Here is a 17,440-nt window from a genome sequence, read left to right as displayed (position 1 = left end):
AGCGCAGCTAAACTCCTCCTTCCCGGCGCGGACGGAGGGGTCCCGGTTGCTGGAGCTGCCCACGCGCGATCCGCAGATCTCGGTTTTCCGTCTCGAGGCCGATGACTGGCCAACCGCCCGGGCGATGCGGTTGCAGGCACTGAGTGATTCTCCTGATGCGTTCCTCGGCGGCATGTCGGCAGAGGGCGAGTACGACGAGAAGCACTGGCGCGGTTTGCTCGAGGTGCATGTCTGGTTCCTGGCCAGGCTGGACGGCGAACCCGTCGGTCTCGCGAAGCTCAACCGCAGTCCGGAAGAGGACGACGGTATGCACCTGGAGGCGATGTGGGTCGCCCCGTTCGCTCGGCTCCGCGGCGTCGGCGAAGTCCTGGTATCTGCCGTCGAGTCGACGGCATTCGCCCTCGGCGCACAGCTCTTGCGGCTGTGGGTCTTCGCCGAGATCGAGTCGGCGCACAGGTTCTATCGGCAACTCGGCTACTCCGGCCCGACCCGCATCCAGGCGATCAAGGTGAACGATCGGGTCCGGATCGAGGAGGAGTACGAAAAGTATCTCGGGTGACGCCATAGGAATCTCCTATGGCGGGCACTGTCTTTTCGTCTTTGTGTGCTTTGTTTTTCGGCTTTAGGTTGAAATGGAGATTGCCGGGAAACGAGAGGTTGGACGATGTTGGAGTTTGCGGGGAAGCGGGCTGTTGTTACGGGTGGTACTCGGGGGATCGGGGCTGCTGTGGTTCGGCAGTTGGTGGCGGGTGGGGCGGAGGTGGTTGCTACTGCTCGGTCGGCGGGGAGTGGTGTGCCCGAGGGCGGGACTGTGGTGGAGGCCGACGTACGGGGGCGGAGTGGGGCTGAGGTTGTTGCTCGGGCTGTGACGGAGCGGCTTGGTGGGGTGGACATTGTGGTTCACAACGTGGGTGGGGCGCGGCCGTTTGTGGATAGTTCGGCTATTCCTGATGAGGAGTGGCAGGACGCGTTGGACTTGAATTATTTGGCTTCTGTGCGGCTGGATTCGTTGCTGGCGCCGGGGATGCGGGAGCGGCGGTCGGGGGCGATTGTGCATGTGTCTTCGGCTGCGGTGTTTACGCCGATTGGGCCGTTCTTGCATTACATCGCGGCCAAGGCTGCGTTGGAGAGTTATAGCCGTGGGTTGTCGGTGGAGTTGGCGCCGTACGGCGTTCGCGTCAACACCGTGACGCCGGGGCGGGTCGCAACGCCGGGTGGGGAGGCGACTCGCGAACTGTGGGCGCAACTGGAGGGCGCGTCAGGGGATCTCGGGTCGCCGCCGTTGGGACGGGATGGACAGGCTGACGACATTGCGAATGCGGTGCTGTTTCTGGCGTCAGAGCGGGCGGGTTGGTTGACCGGCAGCAATCTCGTTGTCGATGGCGGCGAATATCCCAGGCGCTGAAGGAGAACACGCGATGGAATTGCAGGGTAGAACCGCATTGGTGACCGGCGGGACGTCTGGGATCGGGTTGGCGACGGCTCGGTTGCTGGCCCGCGGTGGTGCTGAGGTTGTCATCAGCGGTCGTGATGTACGGCGTGGTGCGGGTGCTGTGGAGTCGGCGCGGGAGGATGGCGCGGTTCGGTTCGTACCGGCTGATCTGGCTGACTTGGAGTCGGTTGCCGAGCTTGGTCGACAGAGTGGGCCGGTCGACATTCTGGTCAACAACGCTGGTGCTTTTCCGACGGCGCTGACTGTTGAGCAGAGCGTCGCGGACTATGAGCGGATCTTCGACACCAACGTGCGGGGTGCTTATTTCCTGGTCGCGACGCTCGTACCGCACATGCTGGCGAAAGGTGCGGGGAGCATCGTCAACGTGACCACATTGGCTGCACACAAGGCGTTTTCGGCCACTTCGGCGTACAGCGCTTCGAAGGCTGCGTTGGATGCGCTGACGCGGACTTGGGCGGCTGAGTTCGCGGAGGGCGGCGTACGGGTGAACAGCGTGGCGCCTGGGCCGACGCGTACGGAGGGTGTGCTGGCTGAGTGGGGTCCGGAGGGTAATGAAGGGATGGCGAAGGAGTTGGGGCTTGGGCGGACGGCGCAGGCATCGGAGATTGCCGAGGCGATCTACTTCCTAGCTTCGCCGCGCGCCAGCTATGTCAACGGGACCACGCTCCACGTCGATGCCGGCGGTCGTGTCTTCTAAGGGCCAGGTCGCCTGACGGAGGAGTTCGAGCAGGGCGGTCTCGGCGGGACCCGCGTCCTCACGGACGACAGCGATCACGGGTTGGGTGACGACCGGGGACACCGGGCGGATGAGGTGCTCGTTGCCGTCGGGTACCGCCGAGGCCGGGACGAGCGTCACGCCCAACCCGTGCGCGGCCCAGCGCACGGCCGTCGAGGTTTGGGAAACTCGGGCGGCCGTGGTCGGGGCCAGGTCGTGGTCGCGGAGGACACTCAGCAGTACGCCGTCGAGCGCGCTGTCGCGGTCGAAGCGCAGCCAGGTTTCGTCTTTCAGGTCGCGGAGGTTGACCCGGTCTTCTTTGAGCAATTCGTGCCCAGGACCCAGCACTACAACGAATTCCTCGACTCCGAGGCGGTGTGCGTTGGCCGGGCTGCGATCGCATGCGGCCATCAGGGCGAGGTCGAGTACGCCGCGACTGCAGAGGCGCTCCAGCTCGGCCGAACTCTGCTCCTCGAAGACGGTGACCTCGAGGCGCGGGAAGCGGCGGCGTAGCGCGCTCAGAGCACCCGGCAGCTGTCGGGTCCCGAATCCCAGCTGTACGGCGACAACCAGCTCGCCCACGAGTTCCACGGCACCGGCCCGGGCGGTCGCTCGCGCCCGGCGTGATGCGTTCACCGCAACCTGTGCCTCGCGCAAGAACGCGCGGCCGACGACGGTCGGTACCAGACCGGTCGGCGTACGGGCGAACAACTGCACCCCGAGCTCCCGCTCCAGCCCACGAATCTGCTGCGACACCGACGGCTGCGCAACCCGCAACCGCTCCGCGGCCGCCGTCACCGAGCCTTCCTCCGCAACAGCCAACGCGTACTCATACTGCCGAAGGCTCATGCTCCCCAGTCTTACACCGCACGCCAGCACCCGACCGACAGGACGTATACGCCTACGACTGCCTATGCGCGGCGGGTTGCAGGCGGGCGCGGGGCTATGCGTAGAGGGCTACGTCCTGTTCATAGAGCGATCCAACGCGTCGGGAAGGACACGTAGTAGTGGGTTGGGGGCGGTGTTGTGGCTGGCTTTGAGCGTGGGAGAGGTGGTGTTTCGGGACTACTACGTGTCCTTGGCGACGGGGTTAGCGGATGCGGTGGCCGCGGAGGACTACGGCGGCGGGGGTGGCGAGGATGTCGGGGTGGTCGCGGGGGTCGACGTCGTAGGTGACCAGGTCGTCGGTGGTGGTGAGGCCCAGGAAGGTAGCGGCGGAGGTGGTGGCTGCTTCTATGGCTTGGGTGACGGTCAGGCCGTGTTTGACGAGTTGGTCGACCTCGCCGGCGACGGTTCCGATCATGTCGGAGCCGGTCAGGACATGGACGCCGTACTGGCGGGCGAGCGGGAGCATCTCGGTCATGTGTTCCGTGCGGAGGCGGCGGCGTTCGGCTTGCTGTGGGGTGGCGTTGGGGTCGGGTGGGCCGTACGCGGAGAGGGTTGGGGTCCAGCCGCCGCCTCGTGCGCCGAGGGTTTGCAGGTCTTCGGCGGTGACGACTTCGCCGTGTTCGACGGAGTCGATGCCGGCGCGGATGAGTTCGCTGACCAGGCCGGTTTGGACGTGCGCGGCGACTCGGGCGCCGCGGGCGTGGGCTGTTGCGATCAGCTGATCGACGGCGTCGGGCTCGTAGTTCGGCGTCATCGGGCTGCCGGGGATCGGGCCGTCGGGGCCGACCGGCGGGAAGTCGGCGACCAGTTTGATCCAGGTGGCGCCGGCGTCGAGCTCGGCTTCGACCGCGGTCACGAGGTGCTCGGCGGGGACGGGTTCGTAGATGCCGTTGAAGTACGACGCTTCCGGAGCGAAGAACCGCCCGGCCGCGAGGACTAGCGGGCGGCCCTCCTCAGGGTTTGCTGCGAGTTTGAGCGTAATCGACCGATCGCCACCAACATCCCGTACGGCGCGAACTCCCGCCTGACCGAGGTCGTCGAGCATCGCCCGCGCGGCCGCTTCGTCGAGCGGTACCGGCGTGCGCTCCTGAACCCCGACCGTCAGATGGCAATGCGAATCCACCAACCCAGGCAGCACAAACCGCCCCGGCAATGTCTCGGCCGCACCACTCCCCGCCTCGACATGCACCTGCTCCCCGGTCGGCAGACCGATCCCGTCGAATACCCAGCGCGTCATACCGGCATCCTCCTCCGCGCCGGGTCCACGCCGTCAGATCGCGGAAGGGCGGTCCACCTGCCAGTAGCGCAAGCCCACCTGGTCGAAGCGTGACTCCAGTGCTTCCAGACCGGACGCGACCTTGAATGCACGTTCTGCCTCGGTGATTGGAAGCAGCCAGAGGAAGTCGACATGCCGGTCGCCCACGTGGCAGGTCTGTAGGTCGGGGCCGAACGGATACGGCAGGCAGATCAGGAGGTGGTCACAGGCCGATCCGGTCAACCACGGTTCGCCGATTGGCACGGTGTGGCCGAGGCCGAGTTTGCCGCCCTGGTGGTAGTAGGTGGTCGCGGCGAGCAGCTCGACTGCACGTGGGTCTTCAGCTTCGGTGCAGAGGACGAACTCCAGGCCGCGGTCCGCATCCTCAGTCGCAGCCCAACCACCGATCGACAGGTAGGTCCACAACCCACCACGCTCTTTCGGCGGCACCCGGAGAACCCGGAAATGCGGATTCTGACCGAGAATCGGCCCGGCGCTCCACGTGAACGCCTCCAACTCCTGCCCACCGAAGAACCGCCGTACATGCTCCTCGAGCGCGCCACAAACATCGTCGCACGGCGGAAAGTCAGCCATCCCCGGAGTCTAGTGCACCGCCTTATTTACAAGGGGATTCATGTGCGGCCAGCCATTGCTGCAGGATGGCGAAGTCTTCGTCGGTGAGGCCGCGGGTTGGATCGACTTTGTGGAGGAGTACGGGTTCCGGGTGGTTGGCGTGGACCCAGTCGCGGTCGATGTTGGTGATTTCGTCGTCCAGCCAGATGAAGGGGCGGGCGGCGGCTTGGCGGACGAGAGTGGGGGTCTTCCAGTGCAGGCCGACGGGCTCGTCTCCGGTTGAGCGGGGCCAGGTGACAACTGGGAGGTCCGCTAGGCCGAGTCTTGGCGAGACGCAGTCGTTTGCGTCGTCCATCCAGGTGGTCGCCCAGACGAGTTCACAGCCGAGGCCGGCCAAGCGGGGGCCGTGTGCTGGGTTGACGCGGTCGAGGAGCGGGTTCATGTCGTCGTACGGCGGGTAGGCCGGGTACGGCTGCGTGGCCCCGAAGGGGATGAGCGGACCGTCGACATCGAGGAAGAGCAGCGGGAGCGACACCCCGGCACGATAGCGGGCTCGGCTGTGGATAACTTGAGCCCGTCTGCGGTGTCCGGGGTAACCTAGCCACATGACCGCGGAGCCGCTGAGCGCAGGACCCGAGGATCCTTCGGAGATTCTCCGGGTGCTGCCTGCGGAGTGGCATGAGCAGTTCCTGGCGGAGTATCACGGAGCGCTCGATGCTGCACACGAGGTTTGGCGGTTTCAGCAGTTGCGGGATGTGCTGCACCTTTGGCGGTTGCGGGCGGTCGCGTATGCCAACCCGGAGTATGAGCGAGCTCGGGAGGCTGCTCGCGAAGGCCGGTCCGAGGAGTTCGTGCCGGCCGAGCAAGTGATACCTGGTTGGTCCGACAGACAGTGACCTATCGCGTGGAGTTCCACGCGGCTGCCCTGGCCCAGCTCCAAGGGCTTCCACCATCGGCCTTCGACGCCATGGTCGAACGCGTCACCGAGTTGGTTCGTGCACCGTGGGAAGCACAGATTCCGGATCAGGACGACCCGCCTTCCGCCACTGCGTCTTCGGCGAAGTCGGCCTCTTGTCCTTTTATGTCAATGACAGCCGCGAGCTGATCAGCATCTTCGACGTCACCTGGGCAGGTTGAGCATCTCCGGCGGTAGCTTGCTGGGATGAGTTTTCGGTTGGCGGCGTACGGCGTTTGTCTCGATGGCGGGCGGGTTTTGCTGGCTCGGTATGTGTCGCCGGTGGGTGATGGGAGTTGGTGGACTTTGCCGGGCGGGCAGGTGGAGTTCGGGGAGGACCCGGTGGATGCGGTCGTGCGGGAGCTGGAGGAGGAGACCGGGTTAGTGGGGGTGGTGGAGGAGTTGCTGGGGGTGGATTCGCGGGTGATTCCGGCGCACGAGGCGAAGCGCGGGGTGCCGCATCAGAACGTGGGGGTGTTTTACGGAGTGCGGGTTGTTGGTGGCGTGATGCGACCGGAGGCCAACGGGGAGACGGCGGAGGCGGTGTGGACTCCGGTGCAGGAGGTCTCGGGGTTGGACCGGTCAGCTGTGGTGGATGTGGGGGTGGGGTTGGCGACACAGCGGCCGGCTAGTGGGCATCTGCCGCCGGTGGTGGTTGGTGGGTTGGTACGGCACTGAGGCGATTCTTCAAGGCAGCAAGGTGATTACGGGTTAGGCCGGCTGCCAGGAGGTAGGCAACGACTCCGCCGTGGTTGAGGTCCACGTGGGTCAGGAGGGCGCGCATGGTGGCGGCCTCGGCTGGGAATTGTGGTGGCGCCGTGGCGTAGTCGGCGGCTATGGCTTCGGCCGGTACGTCGATTGCTGCGAGGGTGAGGGCGGTTACCAGGCCGGTGCGATCGCGGCCGGCGTGGCAGGCGACTAGGACTGGGCCTGGTGGGGCTTCGGCTATTGCGGTGAGGGCGGTGGCGAAGCGGTGGGGGTAGTTGTCGATGAGGGCGCGGTACTGGACTAGGAGGTCGTCTGAGTCGATGGCGGGGTCGGCTGGGTCGTTCAGGGGGATATTGAGCCAGCGGGGGTCGGCTCGGTAGGGGGAGGGGAAAGCTTCGGTCTCCCAGACGTCGCGGAGGTCGATGATGCGGCTGATGTCGGCGGCGGCTAAGGCGGCGTGGCCTTTGGGGGTTAGTTGGTCGAGGTTGTCGCTGCGGATGAGGCCGCCGAGGTCGCGGGTGTTGTGGCAGTTGGGCCAGGTGAGGGGCGTCGGCATGGGGACGATCATCGACGACGAACCCCTCGGCGCACGAGGCACCGAGGGGTTCGGGAGAGAGTCAGGCGGCGGCTGTGGCTTCGGTTAGTTGGTCGGCGGTGGGTTGGAGTTGGGGGCTGGCCAGGGTGAGGAAGACGTTGGCTACTGAGAAGAGGGCGGCTACTAGGAGGCCGCGTTCGAAGCCTGCTTCCAGGGCGTGTTGTTGGGTGGCGCCGTGGGTTAGTTCGGCGGTGGTGTGGCTGATGGAGAGGGTGGTGACTATGGCTAGGCCTAGTGCGCCGCCTACTTGGTACATGGCGTTGACTACGCCGGAGGCTGCGCCGGCTTCGGCGTGTTGTACTTCGGAGACTGCGGTGATTTGGCCGGGGACTCCGACGCCGATGATGCCGAAGCCGAAGAGGATGAGGCCGGGTAGGAGCTGGGTGGTGTAGCTGCCGGTTGCGTCGGCTTGGGAGAGCCAGAGCAGCGCACCGACGCTGAGGACGGCTCCTGCGAGTTGGACGGTCCGGGTGCCGATTCGCTGCACCAACTGGGAGGCCAGTACGGCGCCGACGATCGCGGCGCCGCCCATGGGCAGGAAATGCACGCCTGCTTCGAGTGCGCTGTCGCCTCGGACCTGCTGCAGGTAGATGGCAGTCAGGAAGAACATGGAGAGAAATGCAGCGCCGTTGAGCGACAGCGATGCACCGGACACACTCAATGCCCGCGACCGGAAGAGCCGCATCGGGACGAGCGGTGCTGCGGAGCGCCGTTCGACGATGACGAAGGCGACCATCAGGATCACTCCGGCAGTCAGTACGCCGATGACCTCGGCAGAGCCCCAACCCTGCGGTTCCGACCGCACAACGCCGTACACGATCGCCATGAGTCCCGACGTACCGAGGACGGCGCCCAGGGTGTCAAAGGTGCGCGCACCGACGTGGTGACGAACGTCCGGCACGAACACTGGGATCAGCGCGACCAGTGCGATCACGATAGGCACGTTGACGAAGAAGACCCACTGCCAGCTGAGTGCATCGACCAGTACGCCGCCCGCGACCACGCCGAGCGTGCCACCGAGACCGGCCAGGCCGCCCCAGACGCCCATGGCGATGTTGCGCTCGCGGCCGTGCGCGAAGGTCATGGTGAGGATCGCCAGCGCCGCGGGTGACAGCAGTGCGCCGCCAAGACCCTGTACGGCGCGGGCTCCGATCAGGAACTCGGGTGAGTTGGCGAGGCCGGCCACCAGCGAGGTGATGCCGAACAGCACCAGACCGCCGACGAACACCCGGCGGGCGCCGAGGAGGTCGGCCATTCGGCCACCGAGGAGCAGGAAGCCGCCGAAGAGCAGGGTGTAGGCGTTGATCACCCACTGCAGGGAGTCGGCGGAGAAGTTCAGGTCCGCCTGGATGTCGGGCAGCGCGACGTTCACGATCGTCACGTCGAGCACCACGATGAATTGGGCGAGAGCCAGCACCGCCAGGGTGGCCCAGGGACTGCGTCGCATTCCGACCTCACTAAGTCTACGCCGTATGTATACGCTGTATGCGTACGCAGTAGACGTTAGGTCTACGGTGTAAACTTGTCAACGTGATCACCAAGGAGACGCCCCGCCGCCTGGATCCGCAGAAGGTTGTCGACAGCGCCCTGGCCATCGCCGACGACGAGGGTCCGGCGGCCGTCACGCTGCGACGGCTGGCTCAGCTGCACGGTGTGACGCCGATGGCGCTGTACCGGCACTTCAAGGACAAGGACGACCTGCTGGCCGCCCTGGGTGACCGCCTGCTCGCCAGCGTCGTGCTGCCCGAGCCGACCGATGAGCCTTGGGACCAGCAGCTGCACAAACTGCTGACGGCCTTCGTGACCGCACTGCGCACCCATCCGCGACTGGCTGACCTGACGCTCCCCCGGATACTGCGCATCGAGCCCGGGCTGAACTTCGCGGAGCGGGCGCTGGAGCTGCTCACCGAGGGCGGGTTCTCCACCGACGATGCCGCCGAGATCGGCCGCCAGTCGATCTGCACACTGATCGCACTGGTGTCCACCGATCCAATGACCCGGGAGGCGACTGACCCGGTCGAGCGCGAGGATTCCTTGCGGATGAAGCGGGCAGCGCTCTCCGCGTTGCCGCCCCGCAAATACCCGCTGGTGACCGCCTCGGCCGACACCCTGGTCTGCTCGAGCTCAAACGACCGGTACTACGGTCTCGGGATCGACCTGGTTGTTGCCGGCATCTGCGGCGTACAGAACAAGGAGTAGCGCTTTGGCCCTCAGCGTCCTGACCTATCTGGAGATGCACAGCCCGGCTGAGCTCCAGCCGGCGAAAGAACAGCCAGTAGAGGTCAGAGCGGTCGAGGAGGTCTCACCGGAGTTCGCTCGCTACCTCTACACCGCAGTGGGCGGCCACTGGCACTGGATCGGCAAACTCGGCTGGAACTGGGACCAGTGGGTGGAGTGGCTGAGCAGGCCCGGTTTCGAGACCTACGTGCCCTGGGTCGGCGGAGTACCGGCCGGGTACGTCGCCCTGCGCGGAGTGGGCAGTGAAGTCGAGATCGAGAACTTCGGCCTGCTGCAGGGCTTCATCGGCCGCGGACTCGGCGGTCACCTGCTCACAGTCGGCATCCGACAGGCGTGGACGCTGGACGAGCGGCACGAGGACGTCGCCCCGATCACGCGCGTCTGGGTGAACACGAACACCCTGGACGGACCGGCCGCGCTGGCGAACTACCAGGCGCGCGGACTGTCGCCGTACCAGACAGTGGAGGAGGAGCGGCCGGACGCTGACGGTGCGGCCGCTGGACCGTGGCCCGGCTGGGACGGACCGCCCGGCGTGGTGCGGGAGGTACCGGCGGGCTGACGGCGCTACGCTCGCCAACGGAGTGATACCAATCCAGGTGGAGGTATACCGATGGCGGCGAAGTTCGAGCTCTACAAGGACAAGTCCGGCGAGTTCCGGTTCCGGCTGAAGGCCGGCAACGGCGAGGTCATCGCGACCAGCAGCGAAAGCTACGAGACCAAGGCCGGCGCACTGAACGGCATCGAGTCGATCAAGAAGAACGCGGCCGACGCGAACCTCGACGACCAGACCGACTGAAACGTCAAGAAAACAAGGGGGTTTCTCCACAGGCTGTGGAGAAACCCCCTGCTTGTTCTACAGGCCGACCTCGTGGATGACCGGCCGGACCTCGACACCGAGGCCCTCGATCCCGGCGTCCGGAATCATCGCGGCCAGCTCCTGCGCGCGCTCCAGACTGGCGACGTCGATCAGGTAGTAGCCGGCCAGGAATTCCTTGGCCTCCAGGAACGGTCCGTCGGTCACGGCCGGCACGCCGTCGCGGACCTTCACAACCGAGCTCTTGGCCGGCTCGGCCAGGGCGACCGTGCTGTGGAACTCGCCGGACTCCTGGATCGTCGCCATGAACTTCTCGTGCCCGGAGAAGATCGCCTGCTGCTCGGACTCGCTCAGCGCGGACAGCACGTCCGGATTGATGTTCAGGACCACTAGGTACTTCACGGGTGTCTCCTTCAGCTACGGACCCGGCCCGGGCCCTCTCGGTGATGAGTACGGAGCCGACCGCACCACTTTGACATCGCGATAGCGTCACCCCATGGCTGAGCTGAGTCTCACAGATGTCCAGGCCGCCGCGGGCCGGATCGCAGGCGTCGCACACCGTACGCCGGTGCTCACGTCCCGGACCCTGGATGAGCGGGCCGGGGCGCAGGTGTTCCTGAAGGCGGAGAACTTCCAGCGGATCGGGGCCTTCAAGTTCCGCGGCGCTTTCAACGCCATCAGCCGACTCTCGCCAGAAGAGCTGGCAAGAGGCGTCACCGCCTACTCATCGGGGAACCACGCCCAGGCGGTGGCTCTGGCGGCTCAACTCGTGGGCAGCAGGGCGGCGATCCTGATGCCGGCTGACGCGCCGCCGACGAAGGTCGCAGCCGCCAAGGGGTACGGCGCGGAGGTCGTCAGCTATGACCGCTATACGCAAGACCGGGCCGCCTTGGCCACGGAACTGGCCAAGGACCGCGGGATGACGCTGATCCCGCCGTACGACCACTACGACGTGATGGCCGGGCAGGGGACGGTTGCGCTCGAGCTGATCGAGGAAGTCGGCCAGCTCGGCGCGCTGCTGGTTCCGGTCGGCGGTGGCGGGCTGATGGCCGGCTGCGCGACCGCGGCCACGGCACTGTCACCGGGGATCCGGATGATCGGCGTCGAGCCGGCCGCCGGCGACGACCACGCCCGATCCCTGGCGGCCGGCGAGCGGGTGACGATCGACGTACCGCGGACGATTGCCGACGGTCAGGCGATCGCGACGCCGGGCGAGCTGACGTTCGCGATCAACCGGCGGTTGGTGGAGGCCTTCGCTCTCGTCACCGACGAGGAGATCCTGGCCGCGATGACGTTCGCGTTCGAACGGCTGAAGATCGTCCTCGATCCGAGTGGGGCGAGCGCGCTGGCGGCCTTACTGGCCGGGCGGATCCAGGGGCTGCCCGAGCGCGTCGGAGTGGTGCTGAGCGGCGGGAACGTCGGCCTCGATCGCCTCCAGGCACTGCTCGCACAAGGCTGAATTCGCAAGGAACTCAGCCGGACCTGAGTACGCACTGTGCTCGTTGTCACAGACAGCGACCGCAAAGTGTGACCCAGCTCACATCGAAGCCCTCATTTGGCGCCTCCGGCACGCTCAGACGCGCTCAGGACACCAGATGTTCACCAAGACTCATTGATCCGTCAGAGAGGCTCTGAGGGCCTTTTGAGAGGGTCTCTGTCGATCTGAGGGTTTGCGTCGTGATCGTTCTGTTATACAGTCGTCGGCGGTTCGGTAAACAACACGAACTGCACAGGTGTCACGCCGAGCTCTGCCAGGCACCTGCGCTCCCCTCGAACAACCAATGGCAGAGGTGGGGGACCCAGGAGGTTGGGGCCCGACCGTGAGTGGTCGGATCCCTGGGGTGAAGTCCACGGGAGTGGACCGGGCAAGATTTCCCAGCCCGAACCCGACAGCTAACTCCGTAGGCGTCGGGAGACAACCATGCCCGTCACTGCCCGACGGACGTCGCTTTCGCGCGCCGTCAGCCATACCGAGTCCGCCGCCATTCGGACTCTCCCGAAGCACCGCAAGCCTTCCCGGTCCGCAGCTCCGCGGGCCGCGGCCGCCGTACTGTCCGTGGGTCTCGCCGTCAGCGGCGGCGCCCTGGTCAGCATCGCCGCCGCTCCGACCACCGCCTCGGCCAAGGCCCTGAGCCCGGCCCAGGTCCGCGGTCACGCGACGATCAAGAGCCGCCCGCTGCTCCGCAAGGGTGACTCCGGCCCGACCGTGAAGTTCGTCCAGCGCGCCCTGCGGCTGGGTCCGGACGGCTACTTCGGCAACAGCACCGTGGTGGCCCTGAAGAAGTTCCAGCTGTCCTGGGGTATCAAGGTCAGCGGCACCACCGACCACGCGACCTGGGGTCGCCTCACCTGGGCCGCGAAGCACAAGGTGCTCTACGGCAACAAGGGTGGCGTCAAGGCCGACATGTTCCGGGCCAAGGTGCTCCGCGAGGCCGCGAAGCTCAAGGGCACGCCGTACCGCTACGGCGGCACGTCGAAGCGCGGCTTCGACTGCTCCGGCTACACCGGCTTCGTGTACCGCGCGGCCGGCAAGAAGATGCCGCGTACCTCGCGTCAGCAGTACGCCGCGACGAAGCACATCAGCCGCGCGGCCGCCAAGCCGGGTGACCTGGTCTTCTTCAAGAACGGTGGCGGCAGCGTCTACCACGTCGGCGTCTACGCCGGTGGCAACCTGCTCTGGCACGCGTCGAAGCCGGGGACCCGGATCGGCAAGGGCAAGATCTGGACCAAGAGCGTGGCCTTCGGCCGCGTCTGACCTGACTGTCAGGTCCTCCCCCGTCAGCGTGCCCTCCCCCCGGGCACTCTGACCCGAGACCGGCCGCGGGATCGTCGACCCCCACCCCTCCGACGATCCCCCGGCCGGTTTCTCTTTCTCAGTCGTCGGTGAGCAGACCGGCCTCGTAGGCGATGATCGCGGCCTGGACCCGGTTGGTCGCGGCCAGCTTCACCAGCAGCCGGGAGACGTGCGCCTTCACCGTGGCCTCGCTCATGAACAGCTTCTTGCCGATATCGGCGTTCGGCAGCCCGCTGCCGACCTCGACCAGCACCTCGCGCTCTCGCTCGGTGAGCTTGCTGACCCGCTCCTGCCCGACCCGGCGCCGATCGGCGCGGGAGTCCTTGGCGTAGTGGCCGATCAGCCGCCGGGTCACCGCCGGCGACAGCATCGCGTCCCCGGCCGCGACCACCTTGATCGCCTGCACCAGCTCGCGCGGCGGCGTGTCCTTCAGCAGGAACCCGCTCGCCCCCGCCTGCAGCGCCCGGAAAACATAGTCATCCAGATCGAACGTCGTCAGTACGACGACCTTCGGCGGATCCGGCAGCGCCTGAACCGCCCGAGTCGCGGCCAACCCGTCGAGCCGCGGCATCCGGATGTCCATCAGGACGACGTCCGGCCGGTGCTTGGTCACCATCGCGGCGGCGTCGGCGCCGTCGTCGGCCTCGGCCACCACCTCGAGCTCACCGTCGGACTCGAGGATCATCTTCAACCCGGCCCGAACCAGCGCCTCGTCGTCCACGATCAGCAGCCGTGTCATCGCTCCCCTTCACCCAGTGGTGAGACCTTGTCCACCTCAACCGGTGAGACAGTCTGGCCGCTCGGCCACGGCAACCAGCCTTCGACCCGCCAGCCGCCGTCCGCTGTCGGACCGGTCGCCAGCCGGCCTCCAACCAGTACGACGCGCTCGCGCAGACCGACCAACCCGGCCCCGGCACCTGGGAGCAGTGAATCAGCCGCGACGGGCCGAATGTTCGTCACCCTCACCGTCACGCCTTCGCCCCGCCCGCCGGACACCAGTACTTCGGTCGAGGCCCCGCGGGCGTGCTTGTGCACATTCGTCAACGACTCCTGGACGATCCGGTAGATGGTTCGCCCGATCGACAGCGGTACGTCGGCCGCCAGCGTGATCTCGCTGGTCACCGTCACCCCGGCCGCGCGCGAGTCGGCCACGAGCCGCTCGAGATCGGCAGCCTGAGGTACCGGCGCCAGGTCGGCCCCGGCCACGCTGGTGTCAGACCGCAGTACGCCGAGTACCTCGCGCAGATCCTCCATCGCCTGCCGGGCCGTCTCCCGAATCAGCCGGGCCGAACCCTCGATCTTCTCCGGACCAACCGCCGGGTTCACCTCCAGCCCACCGGCGTGCAACGCGATCAGCGAAACCTTGTGAGCCAGTACGTCGTGCATCTCCTGCGCGATGCGAGCCCGCTCACCCAGCCGGGCCTGCTCCGCGCGCAACTCGCGCTCGGCCTCGGCCCGCTCGGCCCGGTCCTGCCACGAGGCGACGAGATCCCGACGAGCCCCGACAAACGCTCCGATGGCGACCCAGGTCCCGATCATGAACGGGCCGGTGAACACCGAGACCCAGAACGCTTCGCCGGACACACCACTGTTGAGCACCAGAGCGACGTACCCGAGGAAAGTCAGGATGGCGAGGACCAGGTCGCGGCGACGGATCGCCAGTGTCAGCAAGGCCAGACCGAGCGGCACGAAGATGCCGCCGACGGCCATCGCGGCAATGCCGATCAGCGTGACCGTGACCGTGAATCGGCGGCGCCAGAGCAGCGCCACCGACGCGACGACGCCCGCGCCGAGGACGAGCCAGTCGTTGATCTCTGCGCCTTCGTCGCCGGCACTCGCCTGCAGAACGACGGTCAACAGACCGAAGAACAAGTAGAGGAAGTCGCGGATGCGCGGGGCATGCGTGCGCCACCAGGCGTACCACCGGCGCAGACGTCGCATTCACCCAGCGTAGTGGGGAGGCCTCAGGGAAGCCCTCCCCCATGTGGTTAGGTTCCTGACCCCGGAGCCCAGACTTTGGTAGGGGGTGTTTGCAGCCGGACGTCCGATGTGGCGAAGGGGGTCCGGACGGTTGACTCGTTGTCATGATCACCGTCGAGAACCTGACCAAGCGCTACGGCAGCACCACGGCTGTCCAGGATGTGTCCTTCACCGTCCAGCCCGGGAGCATCACCGGCTTCCTCGGCCCGAACGGCGCCGGCAAGTCCACCACGCTGCGGATGCTGACCGGGCTCACCCCGCCGTCGTCCGGTACCGCGACCATCACCGGCAAGCGGTACGCCGAGCTGCCGAACCCTGGTCGGGTTGTCGGAGTCATGCTGGACGCCGCCGCACAGCACGCCGGCCGCACCGGCCGCGAGACGCTGGCCCTGAACGCGAGCCTGCTCGGTGTCCCGAAGAACCGCGCGGACGAGATGCTCGAGGCGGTCGGCCTCGCCCACGCCGCGAAGCGCCGGGTCGGGCAGTACTCACTCGGCATGCGGCAGCGGCTCGGGATCGCGAACGCGCTGCTCGGCGACCCCGCCGTACTGATCCTCGACGAGCCGGCGAACGGCATGGACCCCGAGGGCATCCGCTGGATGCGCGGGCTGCTCCAGGACTTCGCCTCCCGCGGCGGCACCGTGATCCTGTCCAGCCACCTGCTCGGTGAGGTCCAGGCGACCGTCGACCGGCTGGTCGTCATCGGCGGCGGCCGGATCGTCGCCAACGGTTCGCTCGACGAACTGCTCGCCGGGACCGGCACGCTGGTCCGCGGCCTCGACCCGATCGGCCTGAACCAGGCGCTGACCGCAGCCGGCCTGACCGTCGAGCCGCTGCACGACGGCTCGCTGCGGGTCGACGCCACCGCCGAGCAGGTCGGACGCGCCGCCGCTTCCGCCGGACAGATCCTGCTCGAACTCCGCCAGAGCGACGGCGCCGGCCTGGAGGACCTGTTCTTCCAGCTGACCGCCACCCCCGCGGCCGCCTGATCACCTTCTCCTAAGACTCCTGGAGCACATCACCATGACCACTCTGACCGAAGCCGCGCCGGCCGCCCCGGCCAAGCACAAGGCCGCAGCCGGTACGGCGCTGCCGCCCGCGCGCGGCCAGTCCTTCCTGAAGCTCGTCACGATCGAGCTCCGCAAGTCCGTGAACACCCGCAGCGGCCGGTTCCTGATCGCCGGCATCCTGCTGATCGCGCTGGCCGCGATGACCTGGCAGATCACCCACCTGCCCGAGGGGGCCGCCGGATTCGACGGGTTCCTGGGCGCCGGATCGACCGGCGCGATGCTGATCCTGCCGGTCATCGGCGTGATGGCGATGACCTCGGAGTGGACGCAGCGGACCGCGCTGACCACGTTCACGCTGTCGCCGCGCCGGGTCCGGGTCCAGCTGGCGAAATTCGCCTCCGCGATCGTCCTGAGCGCGGTCGTGATGACCGCGGTCGTGATCCTCGCCTTCGGCGCCACCGCGCTGGCAGGCGCAGTCACCGACCACAGCACGTCGTACGCCGGAGTGGGTGGGCAGCTCGCCGGTTCCTACCTGACGATGGCGCTGAACGTGGTGATGGGCGCCGCCTTCGGTGCGGTGATCGCCCAGACCGCGGTCGCGATCCTGGTCTTCTTCATCGCCCCGACCGCCTGGGCGCTGGCCGGGCCGGCACTGTTCAAGGACAACGCCAACTGGCTGGACGTCTTCTCCGCCTTCGGCCGGATCGCCGAGCGTGATCTGCACGGAATGCTGCCGGAAACCCTGACCGCGATCGGCGTCTGGGTGGTCCTGCCGACCATCGTCGGACTGTGGCTTAGCTCACGCCGCGAGGTCAAATAACACCGAAGAACGCGGCGGGGTGGACCGGTCTGAGGGGTCCGGGCCACCCCGCCGGCACGGTGATCGGACCTCTTCGGCGTCCGCCCAGGGGGCCGGTGCGTGTGTCGATCCCCAGCTCCGGGTATCCTTGAACCACGATTACTGACGACTGATCCGTGGGCGCCACGCAGCGTACCCGGTTGACTTGTGCGAGGGGGTCGACGCTATGGGGCGCGGCCGTGCAAAGGCCAAGCAGACGAAGGTCGCACGCGACCTGAAGTACCGCACCTGGGACACCGACCTGGACCAGCTCAAACGAGAGCTGGCCGGCGGAGACCAGAGCGGCACCGCTTCTGCGAACGGTGACAACGACGGCGACGACAGCGACGCCGACGACTACCATCCCCGTCGGTAAACATCAGCCCGGCTGAGCTGCTCAGCGCCCCCACGGGTGCCTGAGTAGTTCTCCGTGTGTCCGACGTAGTTCCACCACACCAGCACCACGCGGTGATGTTGTGCTGCTCAAGCCGGCGGGCCGAGGCAGCACACCGCACCACCTGGGGCGACCGCTCGGTGGACGTGTGCGCGCAAGCACTCACCGCGCCCGGCTCAGGCCGGCCGCGGTTCTTGTGCGTCTACCTCTGACCGCGCTCGGCTAGTCCG

General features: G+C 67.2%; 22 protein-coding genes and 1 riboswitch. Of the genes, 13 read left to right on the top strand and 9 right to left on the bottom strand.

Annotated features, from left to right (window positions below; all coding sequences use genetic code 11):
- Positions 1 to 46 precede the first annotated feature (46 nt).
- The 3 genes from ABD231_RS18715 (at position 47) to ABD231_RS18705 (ending at position 2,150) form a co-directional block, all read left to right on the top strand.
- Positions 47 to 559, top strand: a complete 513-nt coding sequence (locus ABD231_RS18715) for a GNAT family N-acetyltransferase (protein ID WP_344153133.1) — start codon at positions 47 to 49, stop codon at positions 557 to 559.
- 105 nt (positions 560 to 664) lie between these two features.
- Positions 665 to 1,405: an oxidoreductase gene (locus tag ABD231_RS18710; protein WP_344153130.1), complete on the top strand. Its 741-nt coding sequence runs from the start codon at positions 665 to 667 to the stop codon at positions 1,403 to 1,405.
- Between the two features lie 13 nt (positions 1,406 to 1,418).
- The gene (locus ABD231_RS18705) at positions 1,419 to 2,150 is read left to right on the top strand and encodes an SDR family NAD(P)-dependent oxidoreductase (RefSeq protein ID WP_344153127.1); all 732 of its coding nucleotides are present in this window, start codon (positions 1,419 to 1,421) and stop codon (positions 2,148 to 2,150) included.
- On the opposite strand, the gene ABD231_RS18700 is transcribed toward ABD231_RS18705, so the two are convergent.
- From ABD231_RS18700 to ABD231_RS18685, 4 genes are all read right to left on the bottom strand, one after another.
- Positions 2,079 to 3,017: a LysR family transcriptional regulator gene (locus tag ABD231_RS18700; protein ID WP_344153124.1), complete on the bottom strand. Its 939-nt coding sequence runs from the start codon at positions 3,015 to 3,017 to the stop codon at positions 2,079 to 2,081. The genes ABD231_RS18705 and ABD231_RS18700 overlap by 72 nt on opposite strands.
- A gap of 241 nt (positions 3,018 to 3,258) precedes the next feature.
- Complete coding sequence (locus tag ABD231_RS18695; protein WP_344153121.1) at positions 3,259 to 4,293, bottom strand: amidohydrolase family protein; 1,035 nt, start codon at positions 4,291 to 4,293, stop codon at positions 3,259 to 3,261.
- A gap of 33 nt (positions 4,294 to 4,326) precedes the next feature.
- On the bottom strand, positions 4,327 to 4,905 hold the full coding sequence (locus ABD231_RS18690; protein WP_344153118.1) for a suppressor of fused domain protein: 579 nt from the start codon (positions 4,903 to 4,905) through the stop codon (positions 4,327 to 4,329).
- Positions 4,906 to 4,927: 22 nt separating this feature from the next.
- A complete protein-coding gene (locus ABD231_RS18685; RefSeq protein WP_344153115.1) occupies positions 4,928 to 5,419 on the bottom strand; it encodes an HAD domain-containing protein in 492 nt (163 codons plus the stop codon).
- Between the two features lie 70 nt (positions 5,420 to 5,489).
- On the opposite strand from ABD231_RS18685, the gene ABD231_RS18680 reads away from it, so the two are divergent.
- Together ABD231_RS18680 and ABD231_RS18675 are read left to right on the top strand one after the other, a co-directional pair.
- Positions 5,490 to 5,780 carry a DUF6247 family protein gene (locus tag ABD231_RS18680; RefSeq protein ID WP_344153112.1) on the top strand — a complete coding sequence of 97 codons (291 nt, stop codon included), beginning with the start codon at positions 5,490 to 5,492 and terminating at the stop codon, positions 5,778 to 5,780.
- Between the two features lie 266 nt (positions 5,781 to 6,046).
- Positions 6,047 to 6,517 carry an NUDIX hydrolase gene (locus ABD231_RS18675; RefSeq protein WP_344153109.1) on the top strand — a complete coding sequence of 157 codons (471 nt, stop codon included), beginning with the start codon at positions 6,047 to 6,049 and terminating at the stop codon, positions 6,515 to 6,517.
- Here ABD231_RS18675 and ABD231_RS18670 read toward each other — a convergent pair.
- Both ABD231_RS18670 and ABD231_RS18665 read right to left on the bottom strand, forming a co-directional pair.
- Positions 6,468 to 7,103: a tyrosine-protein phosphatase gene (locus ABD231_RS18670; RefSeq protein WP_344153106.1), complete on the bottom strand. Its 636-nt coding sequence runs from the start codon at positions 7,101 to 7,103 to the stop codon at positions 6,468 to 6,470. The genes ABD231_RS18675 and ABD231_RS18670 overlap by 50 nt on opposite strands.
- Before the next feature lie 61 nt (positions 7,104 to 7,164).
- Positions 7,165 to 8,589, bottom strand: coding sequence for an MFS transporter (locus ABD231_RS18665; RefSeq protein WP_344153103.1), 1,425 nt, complete (start codon positions 8,587 to 8,589; stop codon positions 7,165 to 7,167).
- 83 nt (positions 8,590 to 8,672) lie between these two features.
- Between ABD231_RS18665 and ABD231_RS18660 the strand changes: the two genes are divergently transcribed.
- From ABD231_RS18660 to ABD231_RS18650, 3 genes are read left to right on the top strand one after another with little or no spacing between them, the layout of a single operon-like run.
- Positions 8,673 to 9,341, top strand: a complete 669-nt coding sequence (locus tag ABD231_RS18660; RefSeq protein WP_344153099.1) for a TetR/AcrR family transcriptional regulator — start codon at positions 8,673 to 8,675, stop codon at positions 9,339 to 9,341.
- 4 nt (positions 9,342 to 9,345) lie between these two features.
- Positions 9,346 to 9,939, top strand: a complete 594-nt coding sequence (locus tag ABD231_RS18655; protein WP_344153096.1) for a GNAT family N-acetyltransferase — start codon at positions 9,346 to 9,348, stop codon at positions 9,937 to 9,939.
- 51 nt (positions 9,940 to 9,990) lie between these two features.
- Positions 9,991 to 10,176 (top strand): YegP family protein, encoded by a 186-nt coding sequence (locus ABD231_RS18650; protein WP_344153093.1) that lies wholly within the window; start codon positions 9,991 to 9,993, stop codon positions 10,174 to 10,176.
- A 57-nt stretch (positions 10,177 to 10,233) separates the two neighbouring features.
- Here the strand turns inward: ABD231_RS18650 and ABD231_RS18645 are convergent, their stop codons facing one another.
- Positions 10,234 to 10,596, bottom strand: coding sequence for a YciI family protein (locus tag ABD231_RS18645; RefSeq protein ID WP_344153090.1), 363 nt, complete (start codon positions 10,594 to 10,596; stop codon positions 10,234 to 10,236).
- A 94-nt stretch (positions 10,597 to 10,690) separates the two neighbouring features.
- On the opposite strand from ABD231_RS18645, the gene ABD231_RS18640 reads away from it, so the two are divergent.
- Both ABD231_RS18640 and ABD231_RS18635 read left to right on the top strand, forming a co-directional pair.
- On the top strand, positions 10,691 to 11,653 hold the full coding sequence (locus ABD231_RS18640; RefSeq protein ID WP_344153088.1) for a pyridoxal-phosphate dependent enzyme: 963 nt from the start codon (positions 10,691 to 10,693) through the stop codon (positions 11,651 to 11,653).
- Between the two features lie 293 nt (positions 11,654 to 11,946).
- A riboswitch (cyclic di-AMP (ydaO/yuaA leader) is annotated at positions 11,947 to 12,116 on the top strand.
- A complete protein-coding gene (locus tag ABD231_RS18635) occupies positions 12,116 to 12,949 on the top strand; it encodes a C40 family peptidase (RefSeq protein WP_344153085.1) in 834 nt (277 codons plus the stop codon). (Overlaps the previous riboswitch by 1 nt.)
- A gap of 118 nt (positions 12,950 to 13,067) precedes the next feature.
- Here the strand turns inward: ABD231_RS18635 and ABD231_RS18630 are convergent, their stop codons facing one another.
- Positions 13,068 to 13,727: a response regulator gene (locus ABD231_RS18630; protein WP_344153082.1), complete on the bottom strand. Its 660-nt coding sequence runs from the start codon at positions 13,725 to 13,727 to the stop codon at positions 13,068 to 13,070.
- Positions 13,724 to 14,929, bottom strand: coding sequence for a sensor histidine kinase (locus ABD231_RS18625; RefSeq protein ID WP_344153079.1), 1,206 nt, complete (start codon positions 14,927 to 14,929; stop codon positions 13,724 to 13,726). Before ABD231_RS18625 ends, ABD231_RS18630 begins: the two co-directional genes overlap by 4 nt.
- Positions 14,930 to 15,072: 143 nt before the next feature.
- On the opposite strand from ABD231_RS18625, the gene ABD231_RS18620 reads away from it, so the two are divergent.
- The 3 genes from ABD231_RS18620 (at position 15,073) to ABD231_RS18610 (ending at position 17,192) form a co-directional block, all read left to right on the top strand.
- Positions 15,073 to 15,957, top strand: coding sequence for an ABC transporter ATP-binding protein (locus tag ABD231_RS18620; RefSeq protein WP_344153076.1), 885 nt, complete (start codon positions 15,073 to 15,075; stop codon positions 15,955 to 15,957).
- A 34-nt stretch (positions 15,958 to 15,991) separates the two neighbouring features.
- Positions 15,992 to 16,798, top strand: a complete 807-nt coding sequence (locus tag ABD231_RS18615) for an ABC transporter permease (RefSeq protein WP_344153073.1) — start codon at positions 15,992 to 15,994, stop codon at positions 16,796 to 16,798.
- A 205-nt stretch (positions 16,799 to 17,003) separates the two neighbouring features.
- Positions 17,004 to 17,192, top strand: a complete 189-nt coding sequence (locus ABD231_RS18610) for a DUF3073 domain-containing protein (protein WP_344153070.1) — start codon at positions 17,004 to 17,006, stop codon at positions 17,190 to 17,192.
- Positions 17,193 to 17,440 lie beyond the last annotated feature (248 nt).

It is taken from the genome of Kribbella yunnanensis (genome assembly GCF_039529655.1).
Classification (GTDB): domain Bacteria; phylum Actinomycetota; class Actinomycetes; order Propionibacteriales; family Kribbellaceae; genus Kribbella; species Kribbella yunnanensis.
Note: the sequence above shows the minus strand (reverse complement) of the source record. Positions and strands in the feature narration are given on the sequence as shown.